Raw genomic sequence first — 26,498 nt, 5'->3', positions numbered from 1 at the left:
ATGGCCGCTCACAAGAACACCGCCACCGCCCCGGACACCGCGGGCCACAGAACGCTGGGCAGCGACGACTACGCACTCGCCCGCGTCCCGCGCGACGAGCGGCTCGGCTTCTGGACGATGCTGCTCCAGTGGCTCGCCCAGTCCGGATCGATCTCGCAGTTCACGCTCGGCGCCACGATCGGCGTCGGCATGTCCTTCGGCAACGCGCTCCTCGCCTTCACCCTCGGCGCGGTGATCCTGGAAGTCGTGATCTTCGCGATCGGCCTGGCCGGAATGCGCGAGGGCCTCGCGACCCCGCTGCTCACCCGCTGGGTCGGCTTCGGCCGCAACGGCTCCGCGCTGGTCAGCCTCGTCATCGCCATCAGCCTCGTCGGCTGGTTCGGGGTCCAGAACACGATCTTCGGCAACAGCGTCTCCGCGCTGGTCGGCGGCCCCTCGTGGCTGTGGTGCGTCGTCGCGGGACTGGCCATCACCGTCCTGGTCGTCTTCGGCTTCCGGTACATGGCGGTCTTCGCGAAGATCGTCACCCCGCTGTTCTTCGCGATGGTCGCCTGGTCCGTCACCGAAGCCCTGACCAAGCACTCGATCTCGGACCTCGTCCACTCGCCGGCCCCCGGCCCGGCGGTCCCGCTGTCTGTCGCCGCGACCGCCATCGCGGGCGGCTTCATGACCGGCGCGATCGTCGCGCCCGAGATGACCCGCTACAACAAGAAGGGCGCGCACGTCTTCGTGCAGAGCGCCTCCTCCATGATCCTGTCCGAGTACATCGTCGGCATGACCGGTGTCCTCCTCGGCCACATGGTGGGCAGCAACCAGGTCTCCCAGATCGTGCTCTCCACCTCCGGCGTCTTCGGCGTGCTGGTCGTCCTGATGTCCACGGCGAAGATCAACGACTGGAACCTGTACGGCTCCTCGCTCGGCGTCGTGAACTTCTTCCAGGTCGTCTTCCGCAAGCGCCTGAGCCGCGGCGTGGTCACCATCGTCCTCGGCCTCGCCGGCACCCTGCTGTCCGCGGTCGGCATCATGACCCACTTCACCGACTTCCTGACGGTGCTCGGCGTGGCCATCCCGCCGGTCGGCGGCATCATCGTCGCCGAGTACTGGGTGGTGCGCCGCATGCGCGGACCGCTCGACGCCACCCGCGAGACGCAGACCCTGCCCGCCACCTCACCGGTCTGGGTGCCGATGTCCCTGGTCATCTGGGCCGCGGCGTTCTGCGTCGGCAAGTTCTACGACGGCGGGATCCCCGCCCTCAACTCCCTGCTGACCGCCTTCGTCCTCTACAGCGTGCTCGGGCTCGCCGGGTGGGTCAGGACGTACGGCACCACCACCCTCGACGACGAGCCCGCCGACGGCACCGGGCAGTCCCCGGCCGCCACCGGCAAGGCCCCCGTAGGAGCGTCATGACCACCACCCCCTCACTCGTCACCGCCTCCGAGGAGGCACAGCGTGAGGTCGTCGAACTGTGCGCCGAGCTGATCCGCTTCGACACCTCCAACCCCACCAGCGACGAGCGGGCCTGCGCGGACCGCGTCGTCGAGCTCCTGGCCGAGGCCGGCATCACCTCGGAGCTGGTGGAGAGCGCGCCCGGCCGCGCCAACGTCGTCGCCCGCATCCCCGGCGGCGATCCGGGCCGCGGGGCCCTGCTCGTCCACGGCCACCTGGACGTCGTGCCGGCCGACCCGGACGAGTGGCAGGTCCCGCCGTTCTCCGGCGAGATCCGCGACGGCTACCTGTGGGGCCGGGGCGCCATCGACATGAAGGACACGGTGGCGGTCATGCTGGCCACCGCCCGGCACTTCGCCCGCACCGGCACCCGGCCCTCCCGCGACATCGTCCTGGCCTTCCTCGCCGACGAGGAGGCGGGCGGCCGGTACGGGGCGCACTGGCTGGTCGAGCACCGGCCCGAGCTGTTCGCCGGAGTCACCGAGGCGATCGGCGAGGGCGGCGGGTTCAGCTACGCGCTCGACGACACCCGGCGGCTGTACCCGATCGAGAACGCCCAGCGCGGCATGGCCTGGATGGAACTGACGGCCACCGGCCGCGCGGGCCACGGCTCCTCGCCCAACGACGAGAACGCGGTCACCGACCTCGCCGAGTCACTCACCCGCATCGGCCGCCACACCTTCCCGATCCGCCTGATCGAACCGGTGCGCGCGCTGCTCGCCGAGGCCGCCCGGCTCCAGGACGTCGACATCGACTTCGACGCCGAGGACCTCGACAAGGAACTCGCCAAGCTCGGTCCGGTCGCCGACTTCATGCAGGTGGTACTGCGCAACTCCGCCAACCCCACCATGTTCTCGGCCGGTTACCAGACCAACGTGATCCCGGGCCGGGCCACCGCCCGCGTCGACGGCCGCTTCCTGCCCGGCCACGAACAGGAACTCGTCGACACCATCGACGCGTTGCTCCTGCCGTCGGTCGCCCGGCAGTGGGTCAACCACGACATCGCCATGGAGACCTCCTTCGACGGCCCCCTCGTCGACGCGATGTGCGCGGCGGTGCGCGCCGAGGACCCCGACGGGCATCCGGTGCCGTACTGCAACCCGGGCGGCACCGACGCCAAGGCCTTCACGAAGCTCGGCATCCGCTGCTTCGGCTTCAAGGGCCTGAAACTGCCCCACGACCTCGACTACGGCCGCCTCTTCCACGGAGTGGACGAACGAGTCCCCCTCGAAGGCCTCCGGTTCGGCGTCCGGGTGATGACCCGCCTGTGGCAGAACTGCTGACCGGCCCCACCCCCGCCTCTGCGCCGCCCCGTGCGGCTCGGCGAGCAGACGCTCACCGAGCCGCACGGGGCTTTCCACGTGGCTGGGTCAGTCGGTTGTCCCGAGGCCATCGATCAGGCGGTTGAGGAAGCGGGTGAACGTCGCTTCCGGGGTGAGGAGGCGGCCGGGGGCGGAGAGGGCCGCGGCGAGTTCCGGGTGGTGGCCGTCCGCGGCGACGGCGGCGAGATAACGGGCTTCGGCCGCGGCTCGACCGGGCGCCTGCGAGGCCGAGGCCTGGGCGATCTCGTGGGTGACGTGACCGACCACGAACGCGGTGAGCTGAGCGAAGACCTCCAGCCTCGCCGCACCGTCCAGCCCGGTGGGCCGCAGGGCGGCGAGCGCGCGTTCCATGAAGGCCAGCGTATGGGGGCCGGGGGTGCGGCGGGTGGACAGGGCGGCGGGCAGCCAGGGATGCCGCAGCATCAGGGCGCGCTGGAGGTGGGCGACGGCCGTGATGTCGGCGCGCCAGTCGCCCGTGGGCGCGACTGTGGCCGGCAGTTCGCCGCTGACGTGGTCGACCATCAGCTCCAGCAGCGTCTCCTTGTCGGGGGCGTAGCTGTAGAGCGACATGACACCGGCTCCGACCCGTGCGGCGACCCGGCGCATGGTGACCGCTTCGAGCCCTTCCGCGTCCGCCAGTTCGACGGCTGCCGCCGTGATCGCCTCACGGCTGTAGGCGGGTCTGCGGCCCCTGCGCGGCTGGAGGTGGCCCAGCCACAGCTGTTCGGGGTCGACGCCCGTGGCGCCGGTCTCTCCGTCTCGGGACACGGACTTCGTGCTCCTCTCCTCGTACGCGACACCGCCCTCGCGGGTGTCATCCAAGCATCCTCCATTCACGTACGCTGTACGGAAACATTCTCGTACACTGTACGGAAAATAAGGAGGGCATCGATGGCAGCACGCACACACGGTCCTGCGCCGGCGCACACCTGGGCACCGCCTTCCGGCAAGGCGCCCCTGGTCTCACGGCTGATCAGGGCGACCTGGCGCGGGCTCCCGCGCAAACGGCACGACGCCGGGTGGGAGCCGGGACTGGTGGTGCCGGCCGCGGACGGCAGCCCGTTGATCACCGACCACTACTTCCCGCGCGCACAGGGCGACTTCCCCACCCTCCTGGTGCGCTCGCCCTACGGCAGGGGCCTGCCCTGGTCCCCCATGTACGGCATGCTCTTCGCCGAACAGGGCTTTCACGTCGTCCTGCAGAGCTGCCGCGGCACCGGCGGTTCAGGCGGTGCGTTCCATCTGTGGCGCAACGAGGCGGAGGACGGCCGGGCCACGGTGTCCTGGCTGCGCGAGCAGCCCTGGTTCAACGGAACGCTGGGGACCGTGGGCCCCAGTTACCTCGGCTACGTGCAGTGGGCTCTCGCCCTGGAGCCGCCACCGGAGCTGAAGGCGATGGTGGTGCAGGTGGGCCTGCACGATCCCCACGCCCTCTTCCACGCGGACGGCGCGCTCCGCCTGGAGAACGTCCTCGCCGTCGGCGCGGGCATGACCTATCAGCACCAGGGGATGGCACCGTTTCTGAGGGCGACGCTGCGCCTCCAGCGCCGCCTGCGTGACGTCACCTTCGCGCAGCCGCTGCGCGGGGCGTACGCGTCCGCCCTCGGGGGCGAAGTGCTCTGGCTGGACGACGTGATGACGCACCCGGACGCCGACGCCGCGTACTGGCGCGGCGCGTCACCGGCAGCGGCGGCGGACCGGCTGAACGTGCCGACCAGCCTGATCACCGGATGGCACGACGCACTGGTCGACCAGACCTTCGAACAGTACGAGCGACTGCGCCGGTCCGGCTGCCGGACCGCCCTGCTCGTCGGCCCGTGGACCCACACCTCCGCACTGCAGCAGGGGTGGCCCGAGATGTTCGCCGAGAGCCTCGCCTGGCTGCGCGCCCACCTGTGCGGCGACTCCTCCGGCCTGCGCCCCACCCCGGTGCGCGTGCACATCGGCGGTGAGGACGCCTGGCGCGACCTCGACGACTGGCCGGCGGACCCGGCCACCACCACGTGGTTCCCCACCCCGGACGGGCATCTCACCCGGCAGGCCCCCACGGACTCCGGACCACTGGCGTCGTTCCGTTACGACCCGGCCGATCCCACCCCGTCCCTCGGCGGCCCGCTGCTCTCCCGCGGTGCCGGCCCTCGCGACAACAGCGGCCTGGAAGCCCGGGACGACGTCCTGACGTTCACCGGCCCGCCGCTGACCGAACCCGTGGACGTCCTCGGCCCGGTCTCCGCCCGGCTGGGCATCTCCACGGACACCGGCCACGCCGACGTCTTCACCCGCCTGTGCGACGTGGACCCGCAGGGCCGCTCGGTCAACGTCTGCGACGGGCTGGGCCGGACGAGGACGGCCGGGCAGACGCCCGCGCGGGTCACCGTGCCCATGAGCGCCACCGCCCACCGCTTCGCCGCCGGTCACCGCATACGCTGGCAGATCAGCGCGGGCGCTCATCCGCGCTATGCCCGCAATCCCGGAACCGGCGAGTCTCCGGTGGACGCCACCACCTTCACAGCGGTGCGCGTCACACTGCACGCGGACTCCGCACTGACGCTCGCCCACGGTTCCGGACCGGCTTGAAGCTCCGCCACCCGGCGGTCCGGCGGTGCTGTCAAACGGCGAACGCTGTATGTCGACGAGGGCCCCGCCGGGAACGAAATCCCGGCGGGGCCCTCGTGCTCAACGCGCTTCCGCAGCCACCGGTTTGGGGATGAGGAAGGACGTCACTACGGCGACGGCCATGATGACCGCACCCGTGATCATGGCGGTCGTGTAGTCGCCGGTCGACGACGGGTCCGCGGGCGCGGCCGCGGTCTTGACCGCGTACAGCACCGCGAAGCTCAGTCCGGCGCCGAGGTTGAACGCCCCCGCGTTCAGACCGGGCAGGAACCCGGGGTTCTCACGCGGGGACAGCACGATGCCGAGCCCGTTGAGCACGATGTTCCCGATCCCGGCATAGGTGATCCCCACCAGGATGGACGCCGTCAGCAGCAGGGCGCGCGAATGGCCGTGCAGCGTGAGGATCATCAGTACGACGGTCGCCGCGGCACCGATGAGGCCGATCCGCAGGATCCGGCCGTAGCCGAAGGTGGCGGCCAGCCGGCCCGCGATCGGGCCCATGGCCAGTCCGGCCAGGGCGTACGGCGTGAGGGTCCACCACGCGGACTGCTGCGCGGACATGCCCAGTCCGGCCTGCGCGTCCTCGGCGAACGCCGGGATCAGCCCGTTCATGACGGCGAACACACCCGTCATGGTGAGCACCGTCGTCAGCAGGAGCGCCCATGTGGAGCGCTGCCGCAGATGGCGCGTGGCGACCAGCGGATGCCCGCTGCGGTCCTCGGTGCGCCAGAACAGCGCGAAGGCGGCCGCGGCGACGACGAGGAGCAGGGCGATCAGCGGCCAGTTGGCCGCCGCGAGCTTGCCGGCCTCGTTCAGCGCGACGAGCAGCGAGCCGACCGAGACCACCAGGAGCACGACGCCGGGCCAGTCCATGCGCGCCGCGACCGGCGCCCTGGACTCGCGGGTCATCAGAACGACCATTCCCGTGGCGACCGCCGCCACGACGGCCATCGCCCAGAAGACCGACTGGAACCCGTGGTGGTCGGAGAGGTAGCCGCCCGCGAGGGAGTCGACACCGGCGACTCCGCCGTTGAAGGCGGTGATCACACCGAGCAGGGTGCCGTACCGCTTGGGCTCGGACACCTCCTCCCGCAGCATGATCAGGCACAGCGGGACGACCGGGCCGCACACGCCCTGGATGATGCGCCCGGCGAACAGGACCGGGACGTTGTGCGCGAACGCGGCGACGACACATCCGACGGCCATCAGGGCCAGCATTCCGGCGAGGACCTTGCGGCGGCCGACGACGTCGCCCAGCCGCGGCAGGAACAACGAGAACAGGGCCGCGGAGGTGAAGAACGCGGTCTGGGTGAGCCCGATCTCGGCGGAGGTGGCGTGGAGGGCGCCCTCCATGCTCTTCAGCGCCGGGCTGATCATGCTGGCGTTGAGCTGGAAGGCCACACAAGCGGCGAGCAGCGCGGTCAGCAGCACACCGATCCGGACGGGGGAGCCCTGCCCCGAGCCCGGCGGTCTGTCGGTGGTGGAAACGCTGGGAACGGTCATGCCTGGACGTCGCCGATCCGCTCGAGGGCGTCCACCACCAGGTTCCAGAACCGCTCGTGGTCGAGCTTCACCGCGACCTGGGTGTGGCAGTCGTCCGGGGCGGGCGCCCGGAAGTCGGCCACGGTCATGCCGAGGGTCAGGGTGCCGGTGAGCTCGATGTCCACCGGGGCCTTGCGCACCGTCATGACGTCCGGGTCGATGACGTAGGCGACCGCGCAGGGGTCGTGCACGGGCGGGAACTCGAAGCCCTGGGCCTGCTCGTACATCGCGCCGAAGAAGTCCAGCAGCTCCAGGACGAACTTGGCGGGCGCGGTGCCGACCGCGGCGATCTTCTCGGTGACGGCGGGCGTCGCGAGTGCCTGGTGCGTGAGGTCGAGACCGACCATGGTGACCGGCCAGCTCTCGTTGAAGACGATGTGCGCGGCCTCGGGGTCGATCTTGATGTTGAACTCGGCGACCGCGCTCCAGTTGCCCTCGTGGTAGCCGCCGCCCATCAGGACGACCTCGCGGACGCGCGAGGCGATGCGCGGCTCCTTGCGGACCGCCATGGCGATGTTGGTCAGACCGGCGGTCGGCACGATCGTGATCTCGCCCGGCTCGTGCGACATGACCGTGTCGATGATCAGGTCGACCGCGTGGCGGCGGTCCAGCTCCAGGGTCGGCTCGGGCAGCACGGGGCCGTCGAGCCCGGACTCGCCGTGGATGTCCGGCGCCGTCTCGATGGCGCGCACCAGAGGCCTGGGGCAACCCGCGGCGAAGGGCACCCCGGTGATCCCGGCGATGCGGGCGACGGACAGGGCGTTGCGGGTCACCTTCTCCAGCGTCTGGTTCCCGACCACGGTCGTGACGGCCACGAGCTCGATCTCGGGATTGCCGTGCGCCAGAAGCATGGCGATGGCGTCGTCGTGCCCCGGGTCGCAGTCGAGGATGATCTTTCTGGCCAACGGAGAGCCCCTTTGCTCGCTTACCTTTGGTGAAACCGATCTCCGGGGACGCCCAGGGGCGGACTCGTCCGGAGGGCGCCGAGTGGTCCGGCACCTCGGGAGACGTTAGGGAAAACGTTCTCCCGAACATTCGCCCATTCCTCGCCGATGTGTCAATGGCGGTTACATCTTTCTTTCACCTCCCCCTGCTCCGCGGCGGCCTGCGACGGAAGAGGCGGGTGATAACGTTCTCCGGCATCGGTGCTGGTCGGTGCCGGTCGACACTGGTTGCTCCTGTGACGGCCAGGAAACCGACCCGACAGAAGGGGGCGGAGTACGGTGACCGAGGTGACATTGCGTGACGTGGCTCGCGCGTCGGGCTGCTCCGTCGCCACGGTGTCCCGCGTGCTGGCCGGCACCCGCCCGGTGGGAGCGGAGACGGCACGCCGTGTGCGGGCCGCGGCCGAAAGCCTCGGCTACCGCCCCAACCAGGTCGCCCGCGCCTTGCGCAGCCGCTCCACCGGCACCATCGGCCTGGTGCTGCCGCAGATCACGAACCCCTTCTTCCCCTCCCTCGTACGTGAGGTGGAGCACGCCCTGCACGCCGGGGGCCGCGGCCTGCTGCTCGCCGACTGCGACGACGACCCGCGGACCGAGGCGGCCCGGATCACCGCCCTGCTGGACCGGCAGGTGGACGCGCTGCTGGTCATTCCCGTCGACGAGACTCACAGCCGCGAGGCCGTCGAACTCGCCGCGGCCCGCGTCCCGTTGGTCCTGCTCGACCGCTCCTGCGGTCCCGGGGTCGCCGACTCGGTGGCCGTCGACAACGCCGCCGGCATGGCCCTGGTCCTGGAGCACCTGGTCCGCACCGGGCGCCGCCGGTTCTGCTTCCTCGGCGCCGCCGGGACCGCCTCGACCGCCGTCGAACGGCGCATGGCCTACGCGGCGGGCGTCGCCGCCCTGGACCCGACGGCACCCGACCGCACCGAACTCGGCGACTTCTCCGTGGAGTGGGGGCGTGCCGCGGTCGAACGGATCTGGCCGGCCCGCCCGGACGCCGTCATCTGCGCCAACGACCTCATCGCGGTCGGAGCGGTGCAACGCCTCGGACAACTCGGCGTCGACGTGCCCGGCGAGGTCGCCGTCACCGGCTTCGACGACATCCCCATGGCGAGCCTCGCCGAACCGAACCTGACCACGGTCCGCCAGCCGGCCGCCCAAGTCGCGGCCGAGGCGCTCCGGCTCCTCGACCAGCGGCTCGGCGCCGGGGGAGCCGAGGCGTACCGGTCCGTCCGCCTCTCACCCGAACTCGTCGTACGCGCCTCCAGCGCTCCCCGCGCCACCGCGCCCACGACCATCCCCGGCAGCAGAACCCCAGAGGAACACCAGTGATCGCAGTCGTCGGAAGCCTCAACCTCGATCTCGTCACACCCGTTCCACGGCACCCGGTGCCGGGGGAGACCGTGCTGGGCGGGGACATCGTCGAGCACCCCGGCGGCAAGGGGGCCAACCAGGCGGTCGCCGCGGCCCGGCTCGGCGGACAGGTCGCCCTGATCGGCCGCGTCGGCGAGGACGACGCGGCCGACGTGATGGCCGCCGCGGTGCGCGCCGAGGGCGTCGACACCGCGCACCTGTCCCGCACCCCCGGAGTGCCCACCGGGCGCGCGCTGATCGCCGTCAACCCGTCGGGCGAGAACTCGATCATCGTCAGCCCCGGCGCCAACTCCCGCCTGACCGCGGCCGACTGCCGGGCCGCCGCCGACGTGCTGAACCGGGCCAAGGTCACCGTCCTCCAGCAGGAGGTCCCCGACGAGGCAAACCACGCGGCCGCCGAGCTGGCCGGGGGCATCGTCGTGCACAACCCCGCACCCGCCGTCGAGGGCGCCGTCCCGCCCCGCCACGTCGACGTACTGGTCCCCAACCGCACCGAACTGGCCGCCCTCACCGGCACCCCGGTCCCGGAGACGATCGACGAGGTCGCCGCCGCCGCGGGCAAGCTGAGCGGACCGGGCGCGGTCATCGTCACCCTCGGCGGTGACGGCGTACTGCTCCTGGAGGGCACCGCCCGGCTGCACATCCCGGCCTTCGCGGTCCAGCCGGTGGACACCACAGCGGCCGGTGACTGCTTCTGCGGCGCGCTCGCCGTAGCCCTGGCCGAGGGCCGCACCCTGGAACAGGCCGTCCGCTGGGCCTGTGCCGCGGCGGCACTCAGCACCACCCGCCCAGGCGCCCAGCCGTCGCTGCCCCACCGCGACGAGGTGGAGGCATTCCTCAAGCGCTGACGGTTGGGCCGCTGGGAGGCGCTGGTGGTACCGCTCGCCGAGCGAGGGCCCTCACTGGAACTGCGCGCCGCATGCGCCGGGCCGCGCGCGGCCTCCGCCGACCCGCCCCTTGGCCGCCCGAAGCGTCGACGCCCTCATCAAGCGGGTACTGGCGACCGCACGCCGAGTCGGCGGGCTCGCCCGGGATATTGCGTTGTGGGACCAGGAACAGCGCCGTAGGGTCCCGGCATGTCCCTACGAGTACGTATGCGTCAAGCCCTCCCGGAAGCGATGCGCGCCCGCGACAAGGCCGCGGTGAGCGCCCTGCGCTCGACACTCGCCGCCTTTGACAACGCGGAGGCGGTGCCCGTGGGCGAGACCGGGACACGTGGCCTCGCCCTGGAGCAGTCACCGGTCGGTGCCGGCGCCACCGAAGCCTTGCGGCGTGAGCTGACGGAGAACGACGTGGCGGACATCGTGCGCGCCGAGGCCGCCGAACGACTCGAAGCCGCGGCGCAGTTGACCACGCCCGCCCACGCCGACCGAGCCACCCGACTCCGCGAGGAGGCCTCGGTACTGCTCCGCTTCCTGGACGGCCACGGCACCGCCTAGCACAGGGCGGACCCTCGTGGCTCACGACTGCCAGGACGAGGACGAGGACGCGTGAGCGGACAGGAAGTCAGGCTTCTGGGCGCTCTGGTACCGACCGGCGTATGCCCGCCTGAACGTCTGCCTCGGGCCGCACGAGTGCGGCCTGTGCCCCGAGGGCACGGCTCCACAGGCCGGACGGCCCCTGGCTACCGCCGTGGATCATCGCCATCAGCGCCCGGTGGGTGTCGGCGTCGGCGGCCGCGACGAGTCCGCGGCCCGTCGCCCCGATCGGAGCGCCGTCGATCCCGGTGACCACGCAGCCGCCGGCCCGGCACAGAGCGATGCCGGCGGCGAAATGCACGCTTCCGGACAGGTCCCCGCCGTCGGTGACGTACGCGGCGCGCTTGCCGGCAGCGACCCAGGCCAACGCGAGCGTCGTGGAGACGACCCGCGGCCGGAACCGCTCGACGAACCCGGGGCCGGCCAGCAGGTCCACGGCCCGGAAGCCGGGCGCGCTCGGGAACGGCGGGTCCAGATTGACGTCCACCAGCCGGGTCGCGGGCGTGGGCGTCAGCGGCGCAGAGGCCCCGGCCCGCCGCACCCAGGCGGTCTCGCCGCTGGTGAAGAAGACCTCGCCGCTGAACGGATCGGCCACCGCCGCCGCCCCGTCGCGCAGCGCCACGTTGACCGCGACCAGCATGTTGCCGGCGGCGTAGTTCAGCGTGCCGCACAACGGGTCCACCAACCACTGGCGCGCGGCGTCGGAGGCACCCTGCTGTCCGCTCTCCTCACCGAGCACCGCGTCGTCCGGCCGGGCGGCCCGGAGGACGGCGAAGATCGCCTTTTCGGCCTCCACGTCGGCGGCCGTGGCGAAGTCCCCGGCACCCTTGTCGATACGGGCGAGCGGCCGGCCGTACGAGGTGCGCACCACGTCCGCGCCCGCACGTGCCGCAGCGATGGCAACCCCGGCATCATCAAGTCCCGCGTACGAGTTGATCACGCCCTGCAGAGTAGTCGAGACCGGGAACAGCCCAGCCGATTCACCGGCATTGGTCGCTCACCGCGGGCAGGAACGCGGAAACCGCGGCCGGCTCCGATGGTCTTCGGCCGGGGGTATCCGGGAAGGCCGGGGCGCCCCGGCGGGGGGAGGGGTCGCTCCTGTGTGCGGTCCGTGTCACCCCGGCGGCCCCGTATCTCATCGGGGACATCGGGTAGGCCCCCTCTGTGGGCCAGGGCGGTGCCGGCACTCGCCCCGCAGCGGAATGAGTACGAACTCGACGAAATCGTCATCCGCCCGTCGGGCATGTGATCCGGATTCCAGGGCCCTTTCGGTAAAGGACGACTCTGGAACGGGAGATATGACCCAGACGGATCGCAGGGCATCGGCCGGTGCAGCCACGCGACCGCGGAACGAGGGGGCGGTCGCAGAGGAAGTGCTGGTGCCGCAGGCGCCCCCTGCGGCACGGGTGCTCGTCGCCGGGAAGGGCACCGGAAGAGACAGACTCGCCGCACTGGACGGGCTGCGCTTCCTGGCGGCGCTGTCGGTGGTGCTCTTCCACTTCGTCGGCCAGACCCCGGGAGCGATGGAAGGCATCTGGGGGCACCCCTACCAGAGCGTCTTCCCGGAACTGCACGGCTACTTCGCCTTCGGGCGGCTCGGCGTCGACCTGTTCTTCCTGATCAGCGGCTTCGTCATCTGCATGAGCGCGTGGGGGCGCACCCCGCGTGACTTCTTCATCTCACGCGTCACCCGCCTGTACCCGATGTACTGGATCGCGATCGTGGTGTCGGCGTGCGTCATCTACTTCGCCGACACGCCCTTCGGGCACCCGCACCCACGCGTCCTGCTGGCGAACTTCACCATGCTGCAGACCCCGCTCGGCGTGTCCAACCTGGACCCGGTCTACTGGACCCTCTGGCCGGAGCTCTGCTTCTACCTCACGTTCGCGGTCGTGGTGTGGAAGGGCCTCACCTACCAGCGCGTGGTGATCTTCTGCGGGTTGTGGACGGTCGCCGCGGTACTCGCGCCCGCCGCCCACATGCCGCTGCTCACACTCGTGGTGAACCCGACGTCGGCCCCGTACTTCATCGCGGGCATGGCCTTCTACCTCATGTACCGGTACCGGCCGACACCTCTGCTGTGGGGCATCGTCGCCATGTCGTGGCTGCTGGCGCTGCACTTCCTGCTGGCGCCCACCGGCGGCCGCAACAACTGGGAGACCTGGTCGCCGTGGCGCGGCTGGCTGGTCCTGGCGGTCACGGTGTTCTTCCTGATGGTCGGCGCCATCGCGCTCGGCTGGACCCACCGGCTTCGCTGGCGCGGGCTGACCGTCATGGGCACGATGACCTTCCCGCTGTACCTGCTGCACGACACGCTCGGAATGACCGTCGCGCACCACTTCGGCGACCGGGTCGATCCCCTGCTCCTGGTCGGGGTCACGGTCGCCGCGCTGGTCGTGCTGTCCTATCTCGTGCACCGGTTCGTGGAGCGCCCGATGGTGCTGGCCATGCGGCGTTCGCTGAAGACCGCCGCGTTCGGCCCGGAGCCGCCGACTCGGCGCCGTTGAGCGACTCGGTCACATCTGCTGTCCGCCCGGGGCGCCCGCGGTCGCGGCGCCGTCGGTCTGCCGGAGTTCGGCGAGCAGTTCGTTCTGGCCGGCCAGGAGTTCGGTGAGGATGCGGCGGGCCGCGCGCAGCAGTTCGGCGACATCGCCGCCGGCGAGGGCGTAACGGACCGTGGATCCCTCCCGGATGGACACGACGATGCCGGAGCGCCGCAGCACGGCCAGTTGCTGCGAGAGGCTGGACGGCTCGATCTCGATGTCGGCGAGCAGATCACGTACGGGCACGGGACCGTGCTGGAGCAGCTCCAGGACCCGGATGCGCACGGGGTGCCCGAGCATGCGGAAGAACTCCGCCTTGGCCTGGTAGAGGGGGACTTGCATGAGTGCGTGCTCCCTGCCGCATCGGGGATCGTCCAAGGACGCGGTGGCGCCCCGGAGGGCGCCACGCGGAATGTGCCTTGCAGGGCAGATCCTTCTCGCCCCGGGCCGCGTGCAACCACGAGTTGGAATCATGCTGATGTGGTGACTTGAAGAAGTCTTCACATCATGGGCGCACGTCGGCCCGGGGCACGGGAAGACCTAGACCTCGAGCTGTTCCTCGACGCGCTTGAGCTGGTGGCGGGCCATCGCCAGATTCGAACGGGACTTGTCCAGGACCAGATAGAGGAACAGGCCGTTGCCGTTGCGTCCGGTGACCAGGCGGATCAGGTGGTACTGGTCGCCGAGCGTGATCAGCACGTCCTGGATCTGACTGTTCAGGCCCAACTGCTCCATGGTGCGGACCTTGGCGCGGATGACGTCCGTGTTCCCCGCCGCGGCGACGGTCAGATCCAGATCCTTGCCTCCGCCCAGGGTTCCCAGCGCCATTCCGCTGGTGTAGTCGACGACCGCCGCGCCCAGCGCCCCCTCGACCGCGGTCATCATTTCCTTCAGCGACACCTCCACACTCGCCACGGTGCCTCCCCTTGATCGTCGGCTGAGTCCGGACGGCCCGGGCCGACCGGTGATCGCACCGTAGGCGCGCAGCGCGGGAGTTCGAGTGGAGGTCTTCAAGACTGACGTCCATTGATCGAGGAGTGTCGTATGCGAACACTTCGACGACTGCAACTGACCTTTCGCTTCTCTGTGCCAATGTGTCCCGGGGGTCAGGGGACGCGCAGGGCCAGGATGGCGATGTCGTCGTGCTGGTCGTCGCTCAACCGGGTGAGCAGTTCGTCGCGGAAGACCGTCAGCGGTTCCCGGGCCAGCGCGGCCGCGTGCTGGCGCAGCCGGGTGAGGCCGCGGCCGATGTCCTCGCCGGGGCGTTCGATGAGGCCGTCGGTGTAGAACAGCAGGGTGCCTCCGGGAGGCAGGGTGACCGCCGCGGTCTCGCGCTTGAGCGCCGGGTCGACTCCCAGCACGGGGGCGTGCCCTTCCTCCAGCAGGAGAGTGCGGCCGTCGGGCTGGGCGAGCAGCGGCGGAAGGTGGCCGGCGTTGCTCATGAGCAGCCGCCACGGTCCGTCGGGAGGCGTCTCGATGCGGGCGATGACGGCCGTGACGAGTTCGATGCTGGTCAGGCCCTGCATGACCCGGTCCAGGCGGTTCATCACTCCGGCCGGGTCGTCCCCGCTGTCGTAGGCCAGCGCGCGCAGCATGTTGCGCAACTGGCCCATGCGGACCGCGGCCGCCAGGTCGTGGCCGACCACGTCCCCGATCGCGAGGATCACCGAGCCGTCGGGGAGCGGGAAGGCGTCATACCAGTCGCCGCCGACCTCGGCCCGCTCGCGGGCCGCCACGTAGCGGGTGGCGAGCTGGAGGTGCCCGAGCCCGGTCAGATCGGGCAGGAGGGAGAGCTGGAGCTGCTCCGCGGTGTGCTGTTGCAGCGCGTACAGGCGCGCGTTGTCCAGCGCGAGGCCGGCGCGGTGTCCCAGGTCGGCGGCGAGCGCCTGCTCCTGCTCGTCGAAGGGAACGGCCGGGGCACGGCGGACGAAGGTGAGCGCCCCGAGGGCCTGCCGCCGTACGCCCATGGGCACGATCAACGCGGTCTCGGCGCCCAGCATGCGGTAGAGGGTCCACTGGGCTGCGCGCAGGGAGTCGCCCGGATCGGGCATGTCGAATTCGGTGACCACCATGGGGCCCGCCCCGCGCAGCACCTTCGCCAGAGCGGCGGCCGAGTCGTCCGGCCCGGGCAGGAAACCGCCGGGAAGTACCCGCAGCACCCTCTCCGCGTCCCGGTCCGCGACGGTGAGACGGCGCAGCCCGTTTCCCTCGACCATGTCCACGACGCAGGCGTCGGCCAGATGCGGGACCACCACCCTGGCCAGTCGGCGCAGCGACTCCTCCGCGTCCAGGCCCGATGCCAGTGCCCGGCTCGCCTCGGCGAGCAGACGCAGACGAGCCGCAGCGACCTCTGGCGTGGATCCCGCCTTCGGTTCCGTCGACGGTGAGGGTTTCCGCTTCATCACGTTCCTTCCCTGTGCGCCTGTTGTCATACTCTGTCACCCTTCGCCGAGGGTGCTGCGCCGTCCGGTGCGGTGAAGGCTCGTGAGCGGTTCGCCGTAGACGTACGGTGGAAGCGTCGAAACTTTCGCCACACCCTACGAAACGGCTGGAACTTCCCGTTGTGTGGCGCCGCAGGCGCCGACTGGTTCCGCCGGTTTCCCCTCATGCGCCCCCTTTGCTGGTCCTGTTGAGTGCCAGCGGCTGTGCCGGAATGGCCAAACTGAGGCGGTCCGCTTCCCGGGTGTTGTCATGCTCCGACCTCGTTCCTACGCTTGGGAGCGCTCCCAAGCCCTGGCCGTGGCGCCCGCGTCCACGCAACATTCGAAGCGGGAACCCCAAGTTTCTGCCGGTCGCCGTCCCTGCGGCGGCACCCCGTCATGCCGGCCGGGCAGGGTCCCTCCCCCCGTCGATCGCGCACCTTCCTCTGGAGGTCCCCAATGCGCTTCCATCGGTATCGATATCGGCCCCGGGTGTGGGCGGCCGCGGCCCTGGTGGCCGCCGCGAGCCTGATCACGCCCTCGCTCACCGCGCAGGCGGGCGCCGCCGACGGACAGGTCGTCGCCGCGCAGGTGCAAGCCGGCGGCGAGGACGACGGCGCGGACTGCGCGGTGCCCAACCCGGGCTCTCCGACGTCAAGTTCCATGCTTCCCGATCCCTTCAAGAGGCTGAACGGCACGCGCATCTCGGCCACATCCGACTGGCGGTGCCGCCGGGCGGAGATCAGAGATCTGGCGCAGAGATCCGTCTACGGCCAGAAGCCCGTGAGACCCGCCAGTGTCAAGGGCACGGTGTCGGCGAGCAGCATCACGGTGAACGTGTCGGACCAGGGCAGGAGCGCGAGCTTCTCGGCGAGCGTGAGCCTGCCGAGCGGTTCGGGACCCTTCCCCGCCGTCGTCGTGCTGGGCGGGCTCGGCGCGGACACCGCCACCATCAAGGCCTCCGGTGTCGCCGTCATCAACTACGACCCCTACTCGGTGGGGAAGGAGGGCACCGCGCGGAACAACAAGCAGGGCGCCTTCTACAGCGTGTACGGCTCGTCCAGCAGCACGGGCCTGCTGATGGCCTGGTCCTGGGGCGTGAGCCGCATCATCGACGTCATCGAGCAGTCGGGCGGCAACATCCTCAAGGCGAGCGCGACCGGCGTCACGGGATGCTCGCGGTTCGGCAAGGGTGCCATCGTGGCCGGGGCGTTCGACCAGCGTGTCGCGCTGACCATGCCGATCGAGTCCGGGAGCGGCGGCGTTCCCATCCTCCGCGGCATTCCGGGGGAGAACGGCGCCCAGCCGCTGAGCAGCGCCTACTCCGAACAACCCTGGCTGGGCGACGCGTTCAGCTCCTACACGGGCAACCCGAACTCCCTGCCGGTGGACACCCACGAGATCCTGGGCATGGTCGCGCCGCGCGGGCTGTTCGTCATGGAGAACCCGTACGTCGACTGGCTGGCCGCCAGGTCGGGCAGCGTGGCCGCGCTGGGCGCGGCCGAGGTCTACAAGGCGCTCGGCGCGGGGAGCAACATCAGCTACTGGTCCGACGTCCAGGACGGGACCCACTGCGCCGTCAGGTCCGAGTGGAAGACGCCGTTGCAGCAGAACATCCAGAAGTTCCTGCTGGGCACGGGAAGCAGCTCCGGCGTGTTCAGGATCGCCACCAGCAAGTCCGGCAACCTGTCCACATGGCGGGACTGGCAGACACCGACCCTGACCGACGGCGGAGGCGGCAACGGCGGTGACCCGGGCGGCGGCACGGGAGGCGACCCGGGGGGTGGCCCGGGTGGCGGTGGCACCAACGGCACCTGCACCGCCGGCTACCGCAACGTCAACAGCTGGCCCGGTGGCTTCCAGGGTGAGGTCACGATCCGCAACAACGGCACCAGCACGCTCAACGGCTGGACCGTCGGCATGAGTCTGGCCTCCGGCCAGTCCATCAGCAGCCTCTGGGACGGGGTGAACACCGGGACCAGCGGATCCGTCACGGTGCGCAACAGCTCGTACAACGGCACCCTCGCGGCCAGCGGCACCGCCACCTTCGGCTTCACCGCCACCGGCAACTCCAGCCCGGCACCCGCAAACATCACCTGCAAGAGCCCCTGAATCCCGCTGTGTTCTGATGCAGGAGTACCACCGGGTCAGCCGGTACCTGGACGGCACCGGCTGACCCGATCCAAAGCCCTCTGCGGGGGTGCCCATCGTGGCAAACCGGCACCCACGCACTTCCTCCGGAGAAGCCGCACGCGGATCGACTGCCACATCCCCCGGAGAGGATGGGCGGCCCACCGGTTGGATATTCACATCCAATCCTCCGGGTCAGGGCACCGGCAAGGGGTTTCTGGAGGCGTCACTCCAACAGGGGACCGCGACGGTTTCAATCATTCTCGGCGTACCGCCCACTGGGATTCCCTAGGTCGCACCCCTCAACGGTGTCTTGCTTTGTGAGACGCGCGAGTTGATCGCGGCCGTGCGACGCGGCGGCGGCACCGCCCGGCCGGGCGGTGCCGACCCGCCCCCGTAGGAGGGTGCGGCCCCTGGCGGGTCAGGCAGAGGATTACTCCATACGGGTGATTACGATGAATGGCCTCTTGTCACTCGATCGGACGCGTGGGTCACTGAAAGTGCGACACCGGCGGGCTGCCCATCCCCGTGCCAGAAGGACGTTGAGACAGGCAGCTGTTGGCCGGTTTTCTCCATGCCCAGGGAGACGGCGCAGGTTGCTGTGCGCCCGGCCGTGCGTGCCGGCGCGAGAGTCCGTTCGTTCCCTCCGGGCCCAGAAGCACTCCTGAGCCGTGTTCTTCCACGCCTGAATCAGCCCGAAAGGGCTGACGGCGCTCTGCGCCGGCGGCGGTCCCGCTTCTCGGCGGCGGCGCGGACGGTGACTGGCCACTCCGCTGGTTCCTCGCATGTCCCCACCAGAGACGAAGGAGTGTCCCCATGCCCATTTCTCCGAATCAGGGTTCCACCGGCGGAGGCACGCTGGTGACCATCACCGGTACCAACCTCTCCAACACCAGCGCGGTGCTGTTCGGCACCAAGCCCGCCACGAGCGTCACCAACGTCTCACCGACCCAGGTCACCGCGGTCTCCCCCTCGGGGGCGGGCTCGGTCGGGGTCACCCTGACCACCCCGGGCGGGACGAGCAACCCGGTGTCGTTCTTCTACGTCGGCGCCCCGTTCAAGTCCTCCCTGAGCACCAGCTCGGGGCCGCTGGCCGGCGGCAACACCATCACCGTCAACGGCACCGGCCTGTCGACCGCGACCAGCGTGTCCTTCGGCGGCAACACCGCCACCCCCACGGTGAACTCCGACAGCTCCATCAGCGTCGTCGTGCCGGCGGGCACGGCGGCCGGGCCGGTGTCGGTGACCGTGACGACCGCGGGCGGCAGCAACAACGGCCTGTCCTACACCTACATCGACGACCCCACGATCGTGACCGTCAACCCGACCTCGGGTCCGACCTCCGGCGGCACGGCGGTGACCATCACGGGCACCAACCTCGACACCGCCAGCTCGGTCACCTTCGACGGCACCGCCGCGCCGTTCTCGGTCATCAGCGCCACCACCTTGTCGGCGGTCACGCCGCCCGGCACGGCCGGTGCGGTCGACGTCGTGGTCACGAACCCCGCCGGATCCGCCACCGCCGCCGGCGGATTCACCTACGTCACCGGCCCCGGCATCTGATCCAGCAGCCCCGTACCGGGGATGCACACGGCACCCGTCCGAACGCGGTCCCCTCCTGCGCTCGGACGGGTGTCACCCCGCTCCGGCCGTCGTAGCCCGAACCGGTCCGCCGCAGATCCGCCGCAGTGTTGCCTGAAGGAGTACAGCCATGGCTGCCCCCACCGTCTCCTCGATCAGCCCCAACCAGGGGCCGTCCTCAGGCGGGAACATCGTCACCGTGACCGGCACCGGCTTCAGCAGTGCGACAGCCGTCCAGTTCGGCGGCGGAGCCGCCACCTCGTTCACCGTCCTCAGCAGCACACAGCTCACGGCGGTGCCCCCTTCCGGCACCGGTGCGGTCAACGTCACCGTCACCACCAGCCAGGGCACCAGCACCCAGACGGTCACGTACACCTACGTCGCCGCCCCCGCCGTATCGGGTGTGACGCCCAGTCAGGGACCTGTCTCCGGTGGCACTACGGTGACGCTGACGGGCACCAACCTGTCGGGGGCGACGGCGGTGTTCTTCGACGGAATCGCGGCGACGTCGTTCACCGTCCTCTCCGCCACGAGGATCATCGCGGTGACGCCCGCTCACGCGGCGGGTGCGGCGGCGGTCACGGTGACCACTCCGGGCGGCACCAGCAACCCCGGCGACAGCGCGTATTTCTACTACGCCCCCGTGCCTTCGCCGACCGACATCGAGCCCCCCGCCGGATCCTCGGCCGGCGGCGCCGCGGCGACCTTGACCGGCACCGGACTTCTCAACGCGACGGCGGTGCGCTTCGACATGGTGGCGGCGTTGTTCACCGTCGTCTCCGCCACTCAGATCACCGTGGTGACGCCTGCTCACGCGGCCGGTGCGGTGGCGGTCACGGTGACCACCCCCGGCGGCACCGGCAGTCCTCTCAGCTACGTCTACCTCGACGCCCCCACCCTGACCTCCGTGACCCCCGGCCAGGGGCCGACGTACGCGGGCGCGGTCGTCACGCTGACCGGCACGAACCTCACCAACACGACCGGAGTGGAGTTCGGCGGCGTCCTCGCGGCGTTCACCGTGCTCTCCCCGACCAGTGTCACGGCTGTCGCGCCCGCGGGTGCCGCCGGAGCGGTCACCATCACGGTGACCACTCCCGGCGGCGTCAGCAACGGGCTCACCTACACCCGGATCACGGGCCCCGCGATCTGACTTGTGAGGCCGGCCCGACTACGCGCCGGCCACCCTTACGCCAACTCGCTGGGAAACCAGTGAGGTTGAAAGCAGCTTACTGTCCGATGGGATTTTGTTCGTGTCATAGCAGTGTTATGAGCTGATTATGCGCTTTTCTCTTCACGTCTCTCTTCATCACAGGCGAGAAGCGAAAGGCGTGGTGTTTCTTGATGCGAGGGCTTACCTTTCTGTCTCTGGCCCTGGGGGCGGTGAGCCTCGGCCTGGCATGTGAGCTGCAAGGGTCCGTGGCGGTGGCTGCTCCGGGGCTGACGGACACAATGCGTTCGGATGTCGCTGCGACACACGTGGAACGGAACGTGTTCGGGGCGGCGATTTCCGGGACCGTCACGGCCAGGACGAGCTTGAGCATCCGCGCCCGACCGACGTCCAGGTCCGCCGAACTGGGGAGTTATCACAACGGCGCGCGGATCAGCGTCTGGTGCCAGGCGCTGGGCGAGAGCGTCGACGGAGACCCGGAGTGGTACCGGCTCGCGAACCGCTCGGGCTGGGTGGCCGCCCGCTACGTCAGCGTCTCGAGCACCGTCCCGTCGTGCGGGCAGCCCGGGCCTCAAGGCCCGCAGGGCGCGACGGGGGCGACGGGGCCGCAGGGTGCGACGGGTGCGACGGGTCCGCAGGGCACGAACGGCGCGACCGGGCCTCAGGGCGACACGGGCGCTAACGGGCCGCAGGGTGACACGGGTGCCACCGGGCCTGCCGGCCCGCAGGGCACGACGGGTGCGGCCGGGCCGCAAGGCACGACCGGTGCCACCGGGCCTCAGGGCGACACGGGTGCCACCGGGCCTCAGGGCGACACGGGTGCCACCGGGCCGCAGGGTGACACGGGTGCCACCGGGCCGCAGGGTGCTAACGGGCCGCAGGGTGACACAGGTGCCACCGGCCCTCAGGGCGACACCGGTGCCCCTGGTGCGCAGGGCGACACAGGTGCGACGGGTTCGCAGGGTGCTATGGGTGCGACCGGGCCGCAGGGTGACATGGGGGCCACCGGGCCTCAGGGTGACATGGGCGCTACTGGCCCGCAGGGTGACACCGGTGCCACTGGCCCGCAGGGCGACACTGGTGCTACCGGCGCTCAGGGTGCCACCGGTCCGCAGGGTGACACCGGCGCTACTGGCCCTCAGGGCGACACGGGTGCCATTGGGCCGCAGGGTGCTAATGGTCCGCAGGGTGACACGGGCGCCACTGGCCCGCAGGGTGACACGGGTGCTACGGGCCCCCAGGGTGTTTCGGGCGCCACGGGCCCTCAGGGCGACACAGGTGCGACCGGGCCTCAGGGGGACACGGGTGCTATCGGTGCTCAGGGTGCCACCGGTCCGCAGGGTGACACAGGCGCTACTGGCCCTCAGGGCGACACGGGTGCCATTGGGCCGCAGGGTGCTAATGGTCCGCAGGGTGACACGGGCGCCACTGGCCCGCAGGGGGACACGGGTGCTACGGGCCCCCAGGGTGTTTCGGGCGCCACGGGCCCTCAGGGCGACACAGGTGCGACCGGGCCTCAGGGGGACACGGGTGCTATCGGTGCTCAGGGTGCCACCGGTCCGCAGGGCGATACAGGCGCTACTGGCCCTCAGGGCGACACGGGTGCCATTGGGCCGCAGGGTGCTAACGGTCCGCAGGGCGACACAGGCGCCACCGGCCCTCAGGGGGACACGGGTGCCACGGGCCCCCAGGGTGTTACGGGCGCCGCTGGCCTTCAGGGCGATACAGGTGCGACTGGGCCTCAGGGTGATATTGGTGCTACCGGTGCTCAGGGTGCCACCGGTCCGCAGGGCGATACAGGCGCCACCGGGCCTCAGGGTGACACGGGTGCCACCGGGCCGCAGGGTGCCTCGGGCGTCGCCGACATCACTCCGGCCGTCGGAGACAGCGTGACGTTGACACCGGGGCAGACGCTCGCCCTGGTCGCTGTGTGCCCGGCCGGTCAGCATGCGGTCAGCGGGGGCTGGGTCGGGGGCGACGAGGTCATCCCCGTGAACAGCTACCGGAGCACGAGCACGAACCCCGATGACAGCTGGACCGTGAACTTCCACAACACCTCCGCCACCCAGAACTACTCCGTCACTCCGATCGCCTATTGCGCGCCGTGACGGCCTGGTAACGGGGGTGAGGGACGGCCGGGGCCTGACGCGGTACCGGCCGACCCCGCTCGGTTCGTGACCGTGAAGTGAGCGGGTCCGGGGACCCCGGTCGGCCTTGCAGGGCCGACCGGGGTCCCCGCGCGAGTGCCGCCGGAGCCCGGCCGAGTCGTCCTGGTTCCCCGCGAGGCAGCCGCTATGGCGGACGGCGCGCGAGGATGGAAGGGACGATGGATGAAGAGACACATCCAGACACATCCATACCGGCTCACAGGAGAGGAGGAGCGGGGATGGTTACGGCAGCCGAGACCGTGCTCGAGCCCACCGAGCGTGTCCGGGCCCAGAAGAAGATGTCGGACGCTGGACTGACCACGCTCGAGCCCGCGGCACGCGTGCGGGCCCAGAAGGGGCAGTACGGGAGCCACAGCACGTTCACCGGGCGTACGCAAGCCCGGAACGGGACCGGTGAGGCTCACCCTGACGGGGGTGTCCACCTGCGCACTCGTATGTTCCGCGCCCCGGTTCCGATCCCGTACCTCAGCCTGGAGAACGTGCCCACCCGGGACCTGGTCTTCTACGGAGGCCTGGGAGCCCTCGCTGTCGCGGGGGCCCTTGAGTGGCCGGTCGCCCTGGCCGTCGGAGGAGCCACCTGGCTCGTGCGCAGCAGGCGGAAGGAAGGGCGCTGAGACGCGGTGGAGCCAGTGGGGAGCGGTGCCCGGCAGCGCGAGGCTGTCGGGCGTCCCCATTGACACCGTCCGGTCTTCAGTCCACGGGAACGAGGGTCAGGTAGGCCATGCCCAGAACGCCGCGATAGCCCCGCAGCCACATGCCGCGGTGGCGGTCGACGCGGTCGCGGGTCTCCTCCGCCAGGGGATGCCCGGGGTGGGCGGCGAGCCATTCCTCGACGTCGGCCTGGTAGGCGGACTCGAACTCCTCCCATTCGTCGTCGTTCGCGGTCTCGATCCACGCCGGACGGAACCCCGCGGCGACGGAGAGGTCGACGAGGTCGGCGACGTGGTGGAACTCGAAGGCGGACGCGTCAGGCCACATGGCCGCCAACTCGCTCGGAGCAGGCGGGCGTTGCCAGAACCCCTCACCGAGCAGGACACGGCCGCCCGGGGTGACCAGACGCCGGAGGGCGTGCAGGGCGGCCGTGGTGTGCTCGGGGGGTCGGGCCTCGCTGAGGGCGTGACTGGCGCTGAGGCAGAGCACGAGGTCCGCGGGGCCTCGGGAGGTGTCGACGGCGGACTCCTCGACGAAGCGGGCGCGCTCGGCCAGCCCGCGGCTCTCGGCGTTGGCGCGCCCCCGCGCGAGGTCCTCCTCGTTCAGGTCGACACCGACTCCGGTCGCGCCGGGCATCGCCGCGAGGAGGCGGAGCATGAACTCGCCCCAGCCGCAGCCGATGTCGAGCACGGTGGCCGGGGTTGTCGGACCGGCCGGAGAGGCGAGCCGCCGGATCATCCTGGCGGCCCGGTCCTCGGAGAGCGGCCCGTGGAAGGTGAGCCGGGTCAGCCGTGGCGGGGCGGTGATGTCATCCATGATCCCGAACGGTAGGGAGGACACGGCGGCCGGCGACACCAGTTTTTTCCGCGCCGGTGCCGAGGTGGGTGGTCGCCGGCCGCCTCGCCCGGCCGGCGTCCCCGGTGTCACGGGCTCGTGAGGATGACGAGCTGCTGGGTCGCCCTGGTCATGGCGACATAGCGGTCGATCGCTCCTTCGACGCCCTCGCCGAACGTCTCCGGGTCGACGAGGACGACCAGGTCGAATTCGAGTCCCTTGGACAGTTCCGGGGTGAGCGACCGGACGCGCGCCGTGCTCGGGAAAGCCGGATCGCCGATGACGCAGGCGATCCCGTCGGCATGAGCGGCGACCCAGGTGTCGAGGATCGAATGCAGGTCCGCGGTGGAGCCGTGCACGACGGGCACGCCGCTGCCGCGGACGGAGGTCGGCACGTTGGCGTCCGGGAGCACGGCCCGGATGACCGGCTCGGCCTCCGCCATGATCTCTTCCGGCGTGCGGTAGTTGATGCTCAGGGACGCCAGGTCGATCCGGTCGAGCCCGATCCGTTCGAGCCGCTCCCGCCACGACTCCGTGAACCCGCGCCTGGCCTGGGCCCGGTCCCCGACGACGGTGAAGCTCCGGGACGGACAGCGCAGCAGCAGCATCTGCCACTCCGCGTCGGTCAGTTCCTGAGCCTCGTCGACGACGATGTGCGCGAACGGGCCGGCGAGCTGGTCCGGGTCGGCGGTGGACAGTTCGGACTCGTCCACCAGGCTGACCTCGGCGTCCTCACCGCGCAGCATCGTCACCAGGCCCTCGCCGTCGTCCCCGTCGGCCCCGGAGTCGGCCGCGGCGGCGATCAGGTTGTCCACGACCTGCGCCATGCGCTCGCGCTGCGCGGCGATGACGGCCTCGTGACGGGCCTTGCGCCGTGACGTCTCCGGGTCACCGAGGCGCTGCCGCGCCGCGTCCAGCAGCGGCAGGTCGGACACCGTCCAGGCCTGGGCGTCCGGGCGCTGGAGCTTCTCGACGTCGCCGGGGCCGAGCCAGGGAGCGCACATCCGCAGATAGGCGGGCACCGACCACAGGTCTCCGACGAGGTCGGCCGCTTCGAGCAGCGGCCAGGCGCGGCTGAAGGCCGTTCGCAGTTCCCTGTTCTGCCGCAGTGATCTGCGCAGCAGGTCGTCCGGGGCGTCGCCGTCGTGCTTGTCCACCAGGATCGCGAGCAGTTCCTCCCAGACCTGGTCACGTGCCTCGTTGTGCGGGGTACCGGGGTCCGCCGCTTCGAACGCGGCGGCCCAGTCGTCGGCGGTCAGCCGGATGTCGGACCAGTGGGTGGAGACCGTCATCCCCTTGGCGGGCGGCTCCTCGTAGAACCTGACAGCCGGCTCGATCGCCTTCACCAGATCCGCGGACGACTTCAGACGGGCCACGTCCGGATCGGACTCGACCGCCGCCGCGGCCCCTTCGGCGACGAGGTCGCGCAGGGTGCAGGTCCGCACGCCCTCCTCGCCGAGGCTGGGGAGGACGTCGGCGACGTAGCCGAGGTAGGGCTGGTGCGGGCCGACGAACAGCAGGCCGCCGCGGCGGTGACCGAGGCGGGGGTCGGAGTGGAGGAGGTAGGCGGCGCGGTGCAGGGCGACGACGGTCTTCCCCGTGCCCGGACCGCCGTCGACGACGAGGGCGCCGCGGGATCCCGCGCGGATGATGGCGTCCTGGTCGGCCTGGATGGTGCCGAGCACGTCGCGCATCCGAGGCGAACGGCTGCTGCCCAGGCTGGCGATGAACGCGGACTGGTCGTCGAGCGCGGCGTGCCCGGCGAAGTCGTCCGCGGTGAACACCTCGTCCCAGTAGTCGCTGATCCGGCCGCCGGTCCAGCGGTACCTGCGGCGGCTCGTCAGACCCATCGGGTTGGCGTGGGTGGCTCCGAAGAACGGCTCAGCCGCGGGGGAGCGCCAGTCGAGCAGCAGCCGGCGACCCGTGCTGTCGGTGAGGCCGAGCCGGCCGACGTACACGGGCTCGGAGTGGTCCGCGCCGACCATGCGGCCGAGGCACAGGTCCAGGCCGAAGCGGCGCAGTGTGCGCAGGCGAGCGGTCAGCCGGTGGATCTCCAGGTCCCGGTCCAACGCCTGCCGGCCCATGCCGCCGGGCGCCCTGCGTTCGGCGGCGAGGCGGTCTGACACCTCGGCGATCGACTGCTCGAGGCACTCCGCGATGGCCGCGAAGTGTTGCTCGTCGTCGGCGATCAGCGTCGGGTCGGCTTTGGAGGAGAGACGGTCGGGAAGGTCGAAAGCGCTGGTGGTGAGGGGGTTCATGGTCTTCGGTTCCGATCTGGGGT

21 protein-coding genes are annotated in these 26,498 nt (G+C 71.0%); 12 read left to right on the top strand and 9 right to left on the bottom strand.

Annotated features, from left to right (window positions below; genetic code table 11):
* A complete protein-coding gene (locus tag ACWC91_RS28520; RefSeq protein ID WP_450643961.1) occupies nt 1-1,407 on the top strand; it encodes a cytosine permease in 1,407 nt (468 codons plus the stop codon).
* Nucleotides 1,404-2,729 (top strand): M20/M25/M40 family metallo-hydrolase, encoded by a 1,326-nt coding sequence (locus ACWC91_RS28515; protein WP_225078731.1) that lies wholly within the window; start codon nt 1,404-1,406, stop codon nt 2,727-2,729. The genes ACWC91_RS28520 and ACWC91_RS28515 overlap by 4 nt, the downstream gene beginning before the upstream one ends.
* An 87-nt stretch (nt 2,730-2,816) precedes the next feature.
* Here the strand turns inward: ACWC91_RS28515 and ACWC91_RS28510 are convergent, their stop codons facing one another.
* On the bottom strand, nt 2,817-3,536 hold the full coding sequence (locus ACWC91_RS28510) for a TetR/AcrR family transcriptional regulator (protein ID WP_281155262.1): 720 nt from the start codon (nt 3,534-3,536) through the stop codon (nt 2,817-2,819).
* Nucleotides 3,537-3,659: 123 nt separating this feature from the next.
* Here ACWC91_RS28510 and ACWC91_RS28505 point away from each other — a divergent pair, with 123 nt between their 5' ends.
* On the top strand, nt 3,660-5,345 hold the full coding sequence (locus ACWC91_RS28505) for a CocE/NonD family hydrolase (protein WP_450643714.1): 1,686 nt from the start codon (nt 3,660-3,662) through the stop codon (nt 5,343-5,345).
* Between the two features lie 99 nt (nt 5,346-5,444).
* Here ACWC91_RS28505 and uriT read toward each other — a convergent pair whose 3' ends face one another.
* Nucleotides 5,445-6,887 (bottom strand): uridine transporter UriT, encoded by a 1,443-nt coding sequence (uriT, locus tag ACWC91_RS28500; RefSeq protein WP_225078733.1) that lies wholly within the window; start codon nt 6,885-6,887, stop codon nt 5,445-5,447.
* Nucleotides 6,884-7,831: a uridine-preferring nucleoside hydrolase UriH gene (uriH, locus tag ACWC91_RS28495; RefSeq protein WP_281155240.1), complete on the bottom strand. Its 948-nt coding sequence runs from the start codon at nt 7,829-7,831 to the stop codon at nt 6,884-6,886. Before uriH ends, uriT begins: the two co-directional genes overlap by 4 nt.
* A gap of 327 nt (nt 7,832-8,158) precedes the next feature.
* Here uriH and ACWC91_RS28490 point away from each other — a divergent pair, with 327 nt between their 5' ends.
* From ACWC91_RS28490 to ACWC91_RS28480, 3 genes are all read left to right on the top strand, one after another.
* Complete coding sequence (locus ACWC91_RS28490) at nt 8,159-9,202, top strand: LacI family DNA-binding transcriptional regulator (protein ID WP_450643713.1); 1,044 nt, start codon at nt 8,159-8,161, stop codon at nt 9,200-9,202.
* A complete protein-coding gene (gene rbsK / locus ACWC91_RS28485) occupies nt 9,199-10,092 on the top strand; it encodes a ribokinase (protein ID WP_225078735.1) in 894 nt (297 codons plus the stop codon). Before ACWC91_RS28490 ends, rbsK begins: the two co-directional genes overlap by 4 nt.
* 270 nt (nt 10,093-10,362) lie before the next feature.
* Nucleotides 10,363-10,683, top strand: a complete 321-nt coding sequence (locus ACWC91_RS28480) for a GatB/YqeY domain-containing protein (protein WP_225078864.1) — start codon at nt 10,363-10,365, stop codon at nt 10,681-10,683.
* Between the two features lie 67 nt (nt 10,684-10,750).
* Here the strand turns inward: ACWC91_RS28480 and ACWC91_RS28475 are convergent, their stop codons facing one another.
* Complete coding sequence (locus ACWC91_RS28475; protein WP_450643712.1) at nt 10,751-11,662, bottom strand: inositol monophosphatase family protein; 912 nt, start codon at nt 11,660-11,662, stop codon at nt 10,751-10,753.
* Nucleotides 11,663-12,101: 439 nt separating this feature from the next.
* On the opposite strand from ACWC91_RS28475, the gene ACWC91_RS28470 reads away from it, so the two are divergent.
* Nucleotides 12,102-13,229 (top strand): acyltransferase family protein, encoded by a 1,128-nt coding sequence (locus tag ACWC91_RS28470; protein WP_281155243.1) that lies wholly within the window; start codon nt 12,102-12,104, stop codon nt 13,227-13,229.
* A gap of 9 nt (nt 13,230-13,238) precedes the next feature.
* Here ACWC91_RS28470 and ACWC91_RS28465 read toward each other — a convergent pair whose 3' ends face one another.
* The 3 genes from ACWC91_RS28465 to ACWC91_RS28455 all read right to left on the bottom strand — a co-directional run bounded on the left by ACWC91_RS28465 (nt 13,239) and on the right by ACWC91_RS28455 (nt 15,667).
* Nucleotides 13,239-13,607, bottom strand: a complete 369-nt coding sequence (locus tag ACWC91_RS28465; RefSeq protein WP_225078738.1) for an ArsR/SmtB family transcription factor — start codon at nt 13,605-13,607, stop codon at nt 13,239-13,241.
* 198 nt (nt 13,608-13,805) lie between these two features.
* On the bottom strand, nt 13,806-14,180 hold the full coding sequence (locus tag ACWC91_RS28460) for a roadblock/LC7 domain-containing protein (RefSeq protein WP_225078739.1): 375 nt from the start codon (nt 14,178-14,180) through the stop codon (nt 13,806-13,808).
* A 191-nt stretch (nt 14,181-14,371) separates the two neighbouring features.
* Complete coding sequence (locus ACWC91_RS28455; RefSeq protein WP_281155244.1) at nt 14,372-15,667, bottom strand: PP2C family protein-serine/threonine phosphatase; 1,296 nt, start codon at nt 15,665-15,667, stop codon at nt 14,372-14,374.
* Nucleotides 15,668-16,144: 477 nt separating this feature from the next.
* On the opposite strand from ACWC91_RS28455, the gene ACWC91_RS28450 reads away from it, so the two are divergent.
* The 5 genes from ACWC91_RS28450 (at nt 16,145) to ACWC91_RS28430 (ending at nt 23,346) form a co-directional block, all read left to right on the top strand.
* Nucleotides 16,145-17,797, top strand: coding sequence for a glucuronyl esterase domain-containing protein (locus ACWC91_RS28450; protein WP_450643711.1), 1,653 nt, complete (start codon nt 16,145-16,147; stop codon nt 17,795-17,797).
* An 834-nt stretch (nt 17,798-18,631) separates the two neighbouring features.
* Nucleotides 18,632-19,378: an IPT/TIG domain-containing protein gene (locus ACWC91_RS28445; protein WP_225078742.1), complete on the top strand. Its 747-nt coding sequence runs from the start codon at nt 18,632-18,634 to the stop codon at nt 19,376-19,378.
* A gap of 148 nt (nt 19,379-19,526) precedes the next feature.
* Nucleotides 19,527-20,546 (top strand): IPT/TIG domain-containing protein, encoded by a 1,020-nt coding sequence (locus tag ACWC91_RS28440; RefSeq protein WP_450643710.1) that lies wholly within the window; start codon nt 19,527-19,529, stop codon nt 20,544-20,546.
* Nucleotides 20,547-22,453: 1,907 nt separating this feature from the next.
* Nucleotides 22,454-22,672: a hypothetical protein gene (locus tag ACWC91_RS28435; protein WP_225078873.1), complete on the top strand. Its 219-nt coding sequence runs from the start codon at nt 22,454-22,456 to the stop codon at nt 22,670-22,672.
* Nucleotides 22,673-22,950: 278 nt separating this feature from the next.
* Nucleotides 22,951-23,346, top strand: coding sequence for a hypothetical protein (locus ACWC91_RS28430; RefSeq protein ID WP_225078744.1), 396 nt, complete (start codon nt 22,951-22,953; stop codon nt 23,344-23,346).
* Nucleotides 23,347-23,422: 76 nt separating this feature from the next.
* Here ACWC91_RS28430 and ACWC91_RS28425 read toward each other — a convergent pair whose 3' ends face one another.
* Nucleotides 23,423-24,199 (bottom strand): SAM-dependent methyltransferase, encoded by a 777-nt coding sequence (locus tag ACWC91_RS28425; RefSeq protein ID WP_450643586.1) that lies wholly within the window; start codon nt 24,197-24,199, stop codon nt 23,423-23,425.
* A 107-nt stretch (nt 24,200-24,306) separates the two neighbouring features.
* Nucleotides 24,307-26,475, bottom strand: coding sequence for an RNA polymerase recycling motor ATPase HelR (helR, locus tag ACWC91_RS28420; protein ID WP_450643587.1), 2,169 nt, complete (start codon nt 26,473-26,475; stop codon nt 24,307-24,309).
* Nucleotides 26,476-26,498: the final 23 nt, after the last annotated feature.

It is taken from the genome of Streptomyces sp. NPDC001204 (assembly GCF_053598035.1).
This window is presented reverse-complemented; position numbering and strand designations above follow the sequence as displayed.

Coding starts and splice junctions, on each gene's coding strand:
- ACWC91_RS28440 (WP_450643710.1), top strand. CDS start 19,527: ATGGCTGCCCCCACCGTCTCCTCGATCAGCCCCAACCAGGGGCCGTCC.
- ACWC91_RS28445 (WP_225078742.1), top strand. CDS start 18,632: ATGCCCATTTCTCCGAATCAGGGTTCCACCGGCGGAGGCACGCTGGTG.
- uriT (WP_225078733.1), bottom strand. CDS start 6,887: ATGACCGTTCCCAGCGTTTCCACCACCGACAGACCGCCGGGCTCGGGG.
- ACWC91_RS28505 (WP_450643714.1), top strand. CDS start 3,660: ATGGCAGCACGCACACACGGTCCTGCGCCGGCGCACACCTGGGCACCG.
- ACWC91_RS28455 (WP_281155244.1), bottom strand. CDS start 15,667: ATGAAGCGGAAACCCTCACCGTCGACGGAACCGAAGGCGGGATCCACG.
- ACWC91_RS28515 (WP_225078731.1), top strand. CDS start 1,404: ATGACCACCACCCCCTCACTCGTCACCGCCTCCGAGGAGGCACAGCGT.
- ACWC91_RS28520 (WP_450643961.1), top strand. CDS start 1: ATGGCCGCTCACAAGAACACCGCCACCGCCCCGGACACCGCGGGCCAC.
- ACWC91_RS28465 (WP_225078738.1), bottom strand. CDS start 13,607: ATGCAAGTCCCCCTCTACCAGGCCAAGGCGGAGTTCTTCCGCATGCTC.
- ACWC91_RS28430 (WP_225078744.1), top strand. CDS start 22,951: ATGGTTACGGCAGCCGAGACCGTGCTCGAGCCCACCGAGCGTGTCCGG.
- helR (WP_450643587.1), bottom strand. CDS start 26,475: ATGAACCCCCTCACCACCAGCGCTTTCGACCTTCCCGACCGTCTCTCC.
- ACWC91_RS28450 (WP_450643711.1), top strand. CDS start 16,145: ATGCGCTTCCATCGGTATCGATATCGGCCCCGGGTGTGGGCGGCCGCG.
- ACWC91_RS28425 (WP_450643586.1), bottom strand. CDS start 24,199: ATGGATGACATCACCGCCCCGCCACGGCTGACCCGGCTCACCTTCCAC.
- ACWC91_RS28480 (WP_225078864.1), top strand. CDS start 10,363: ATGCGCGCCCGCGACAAGGCCGCGGTGAGCGCCCTGCGCTCGACACTC.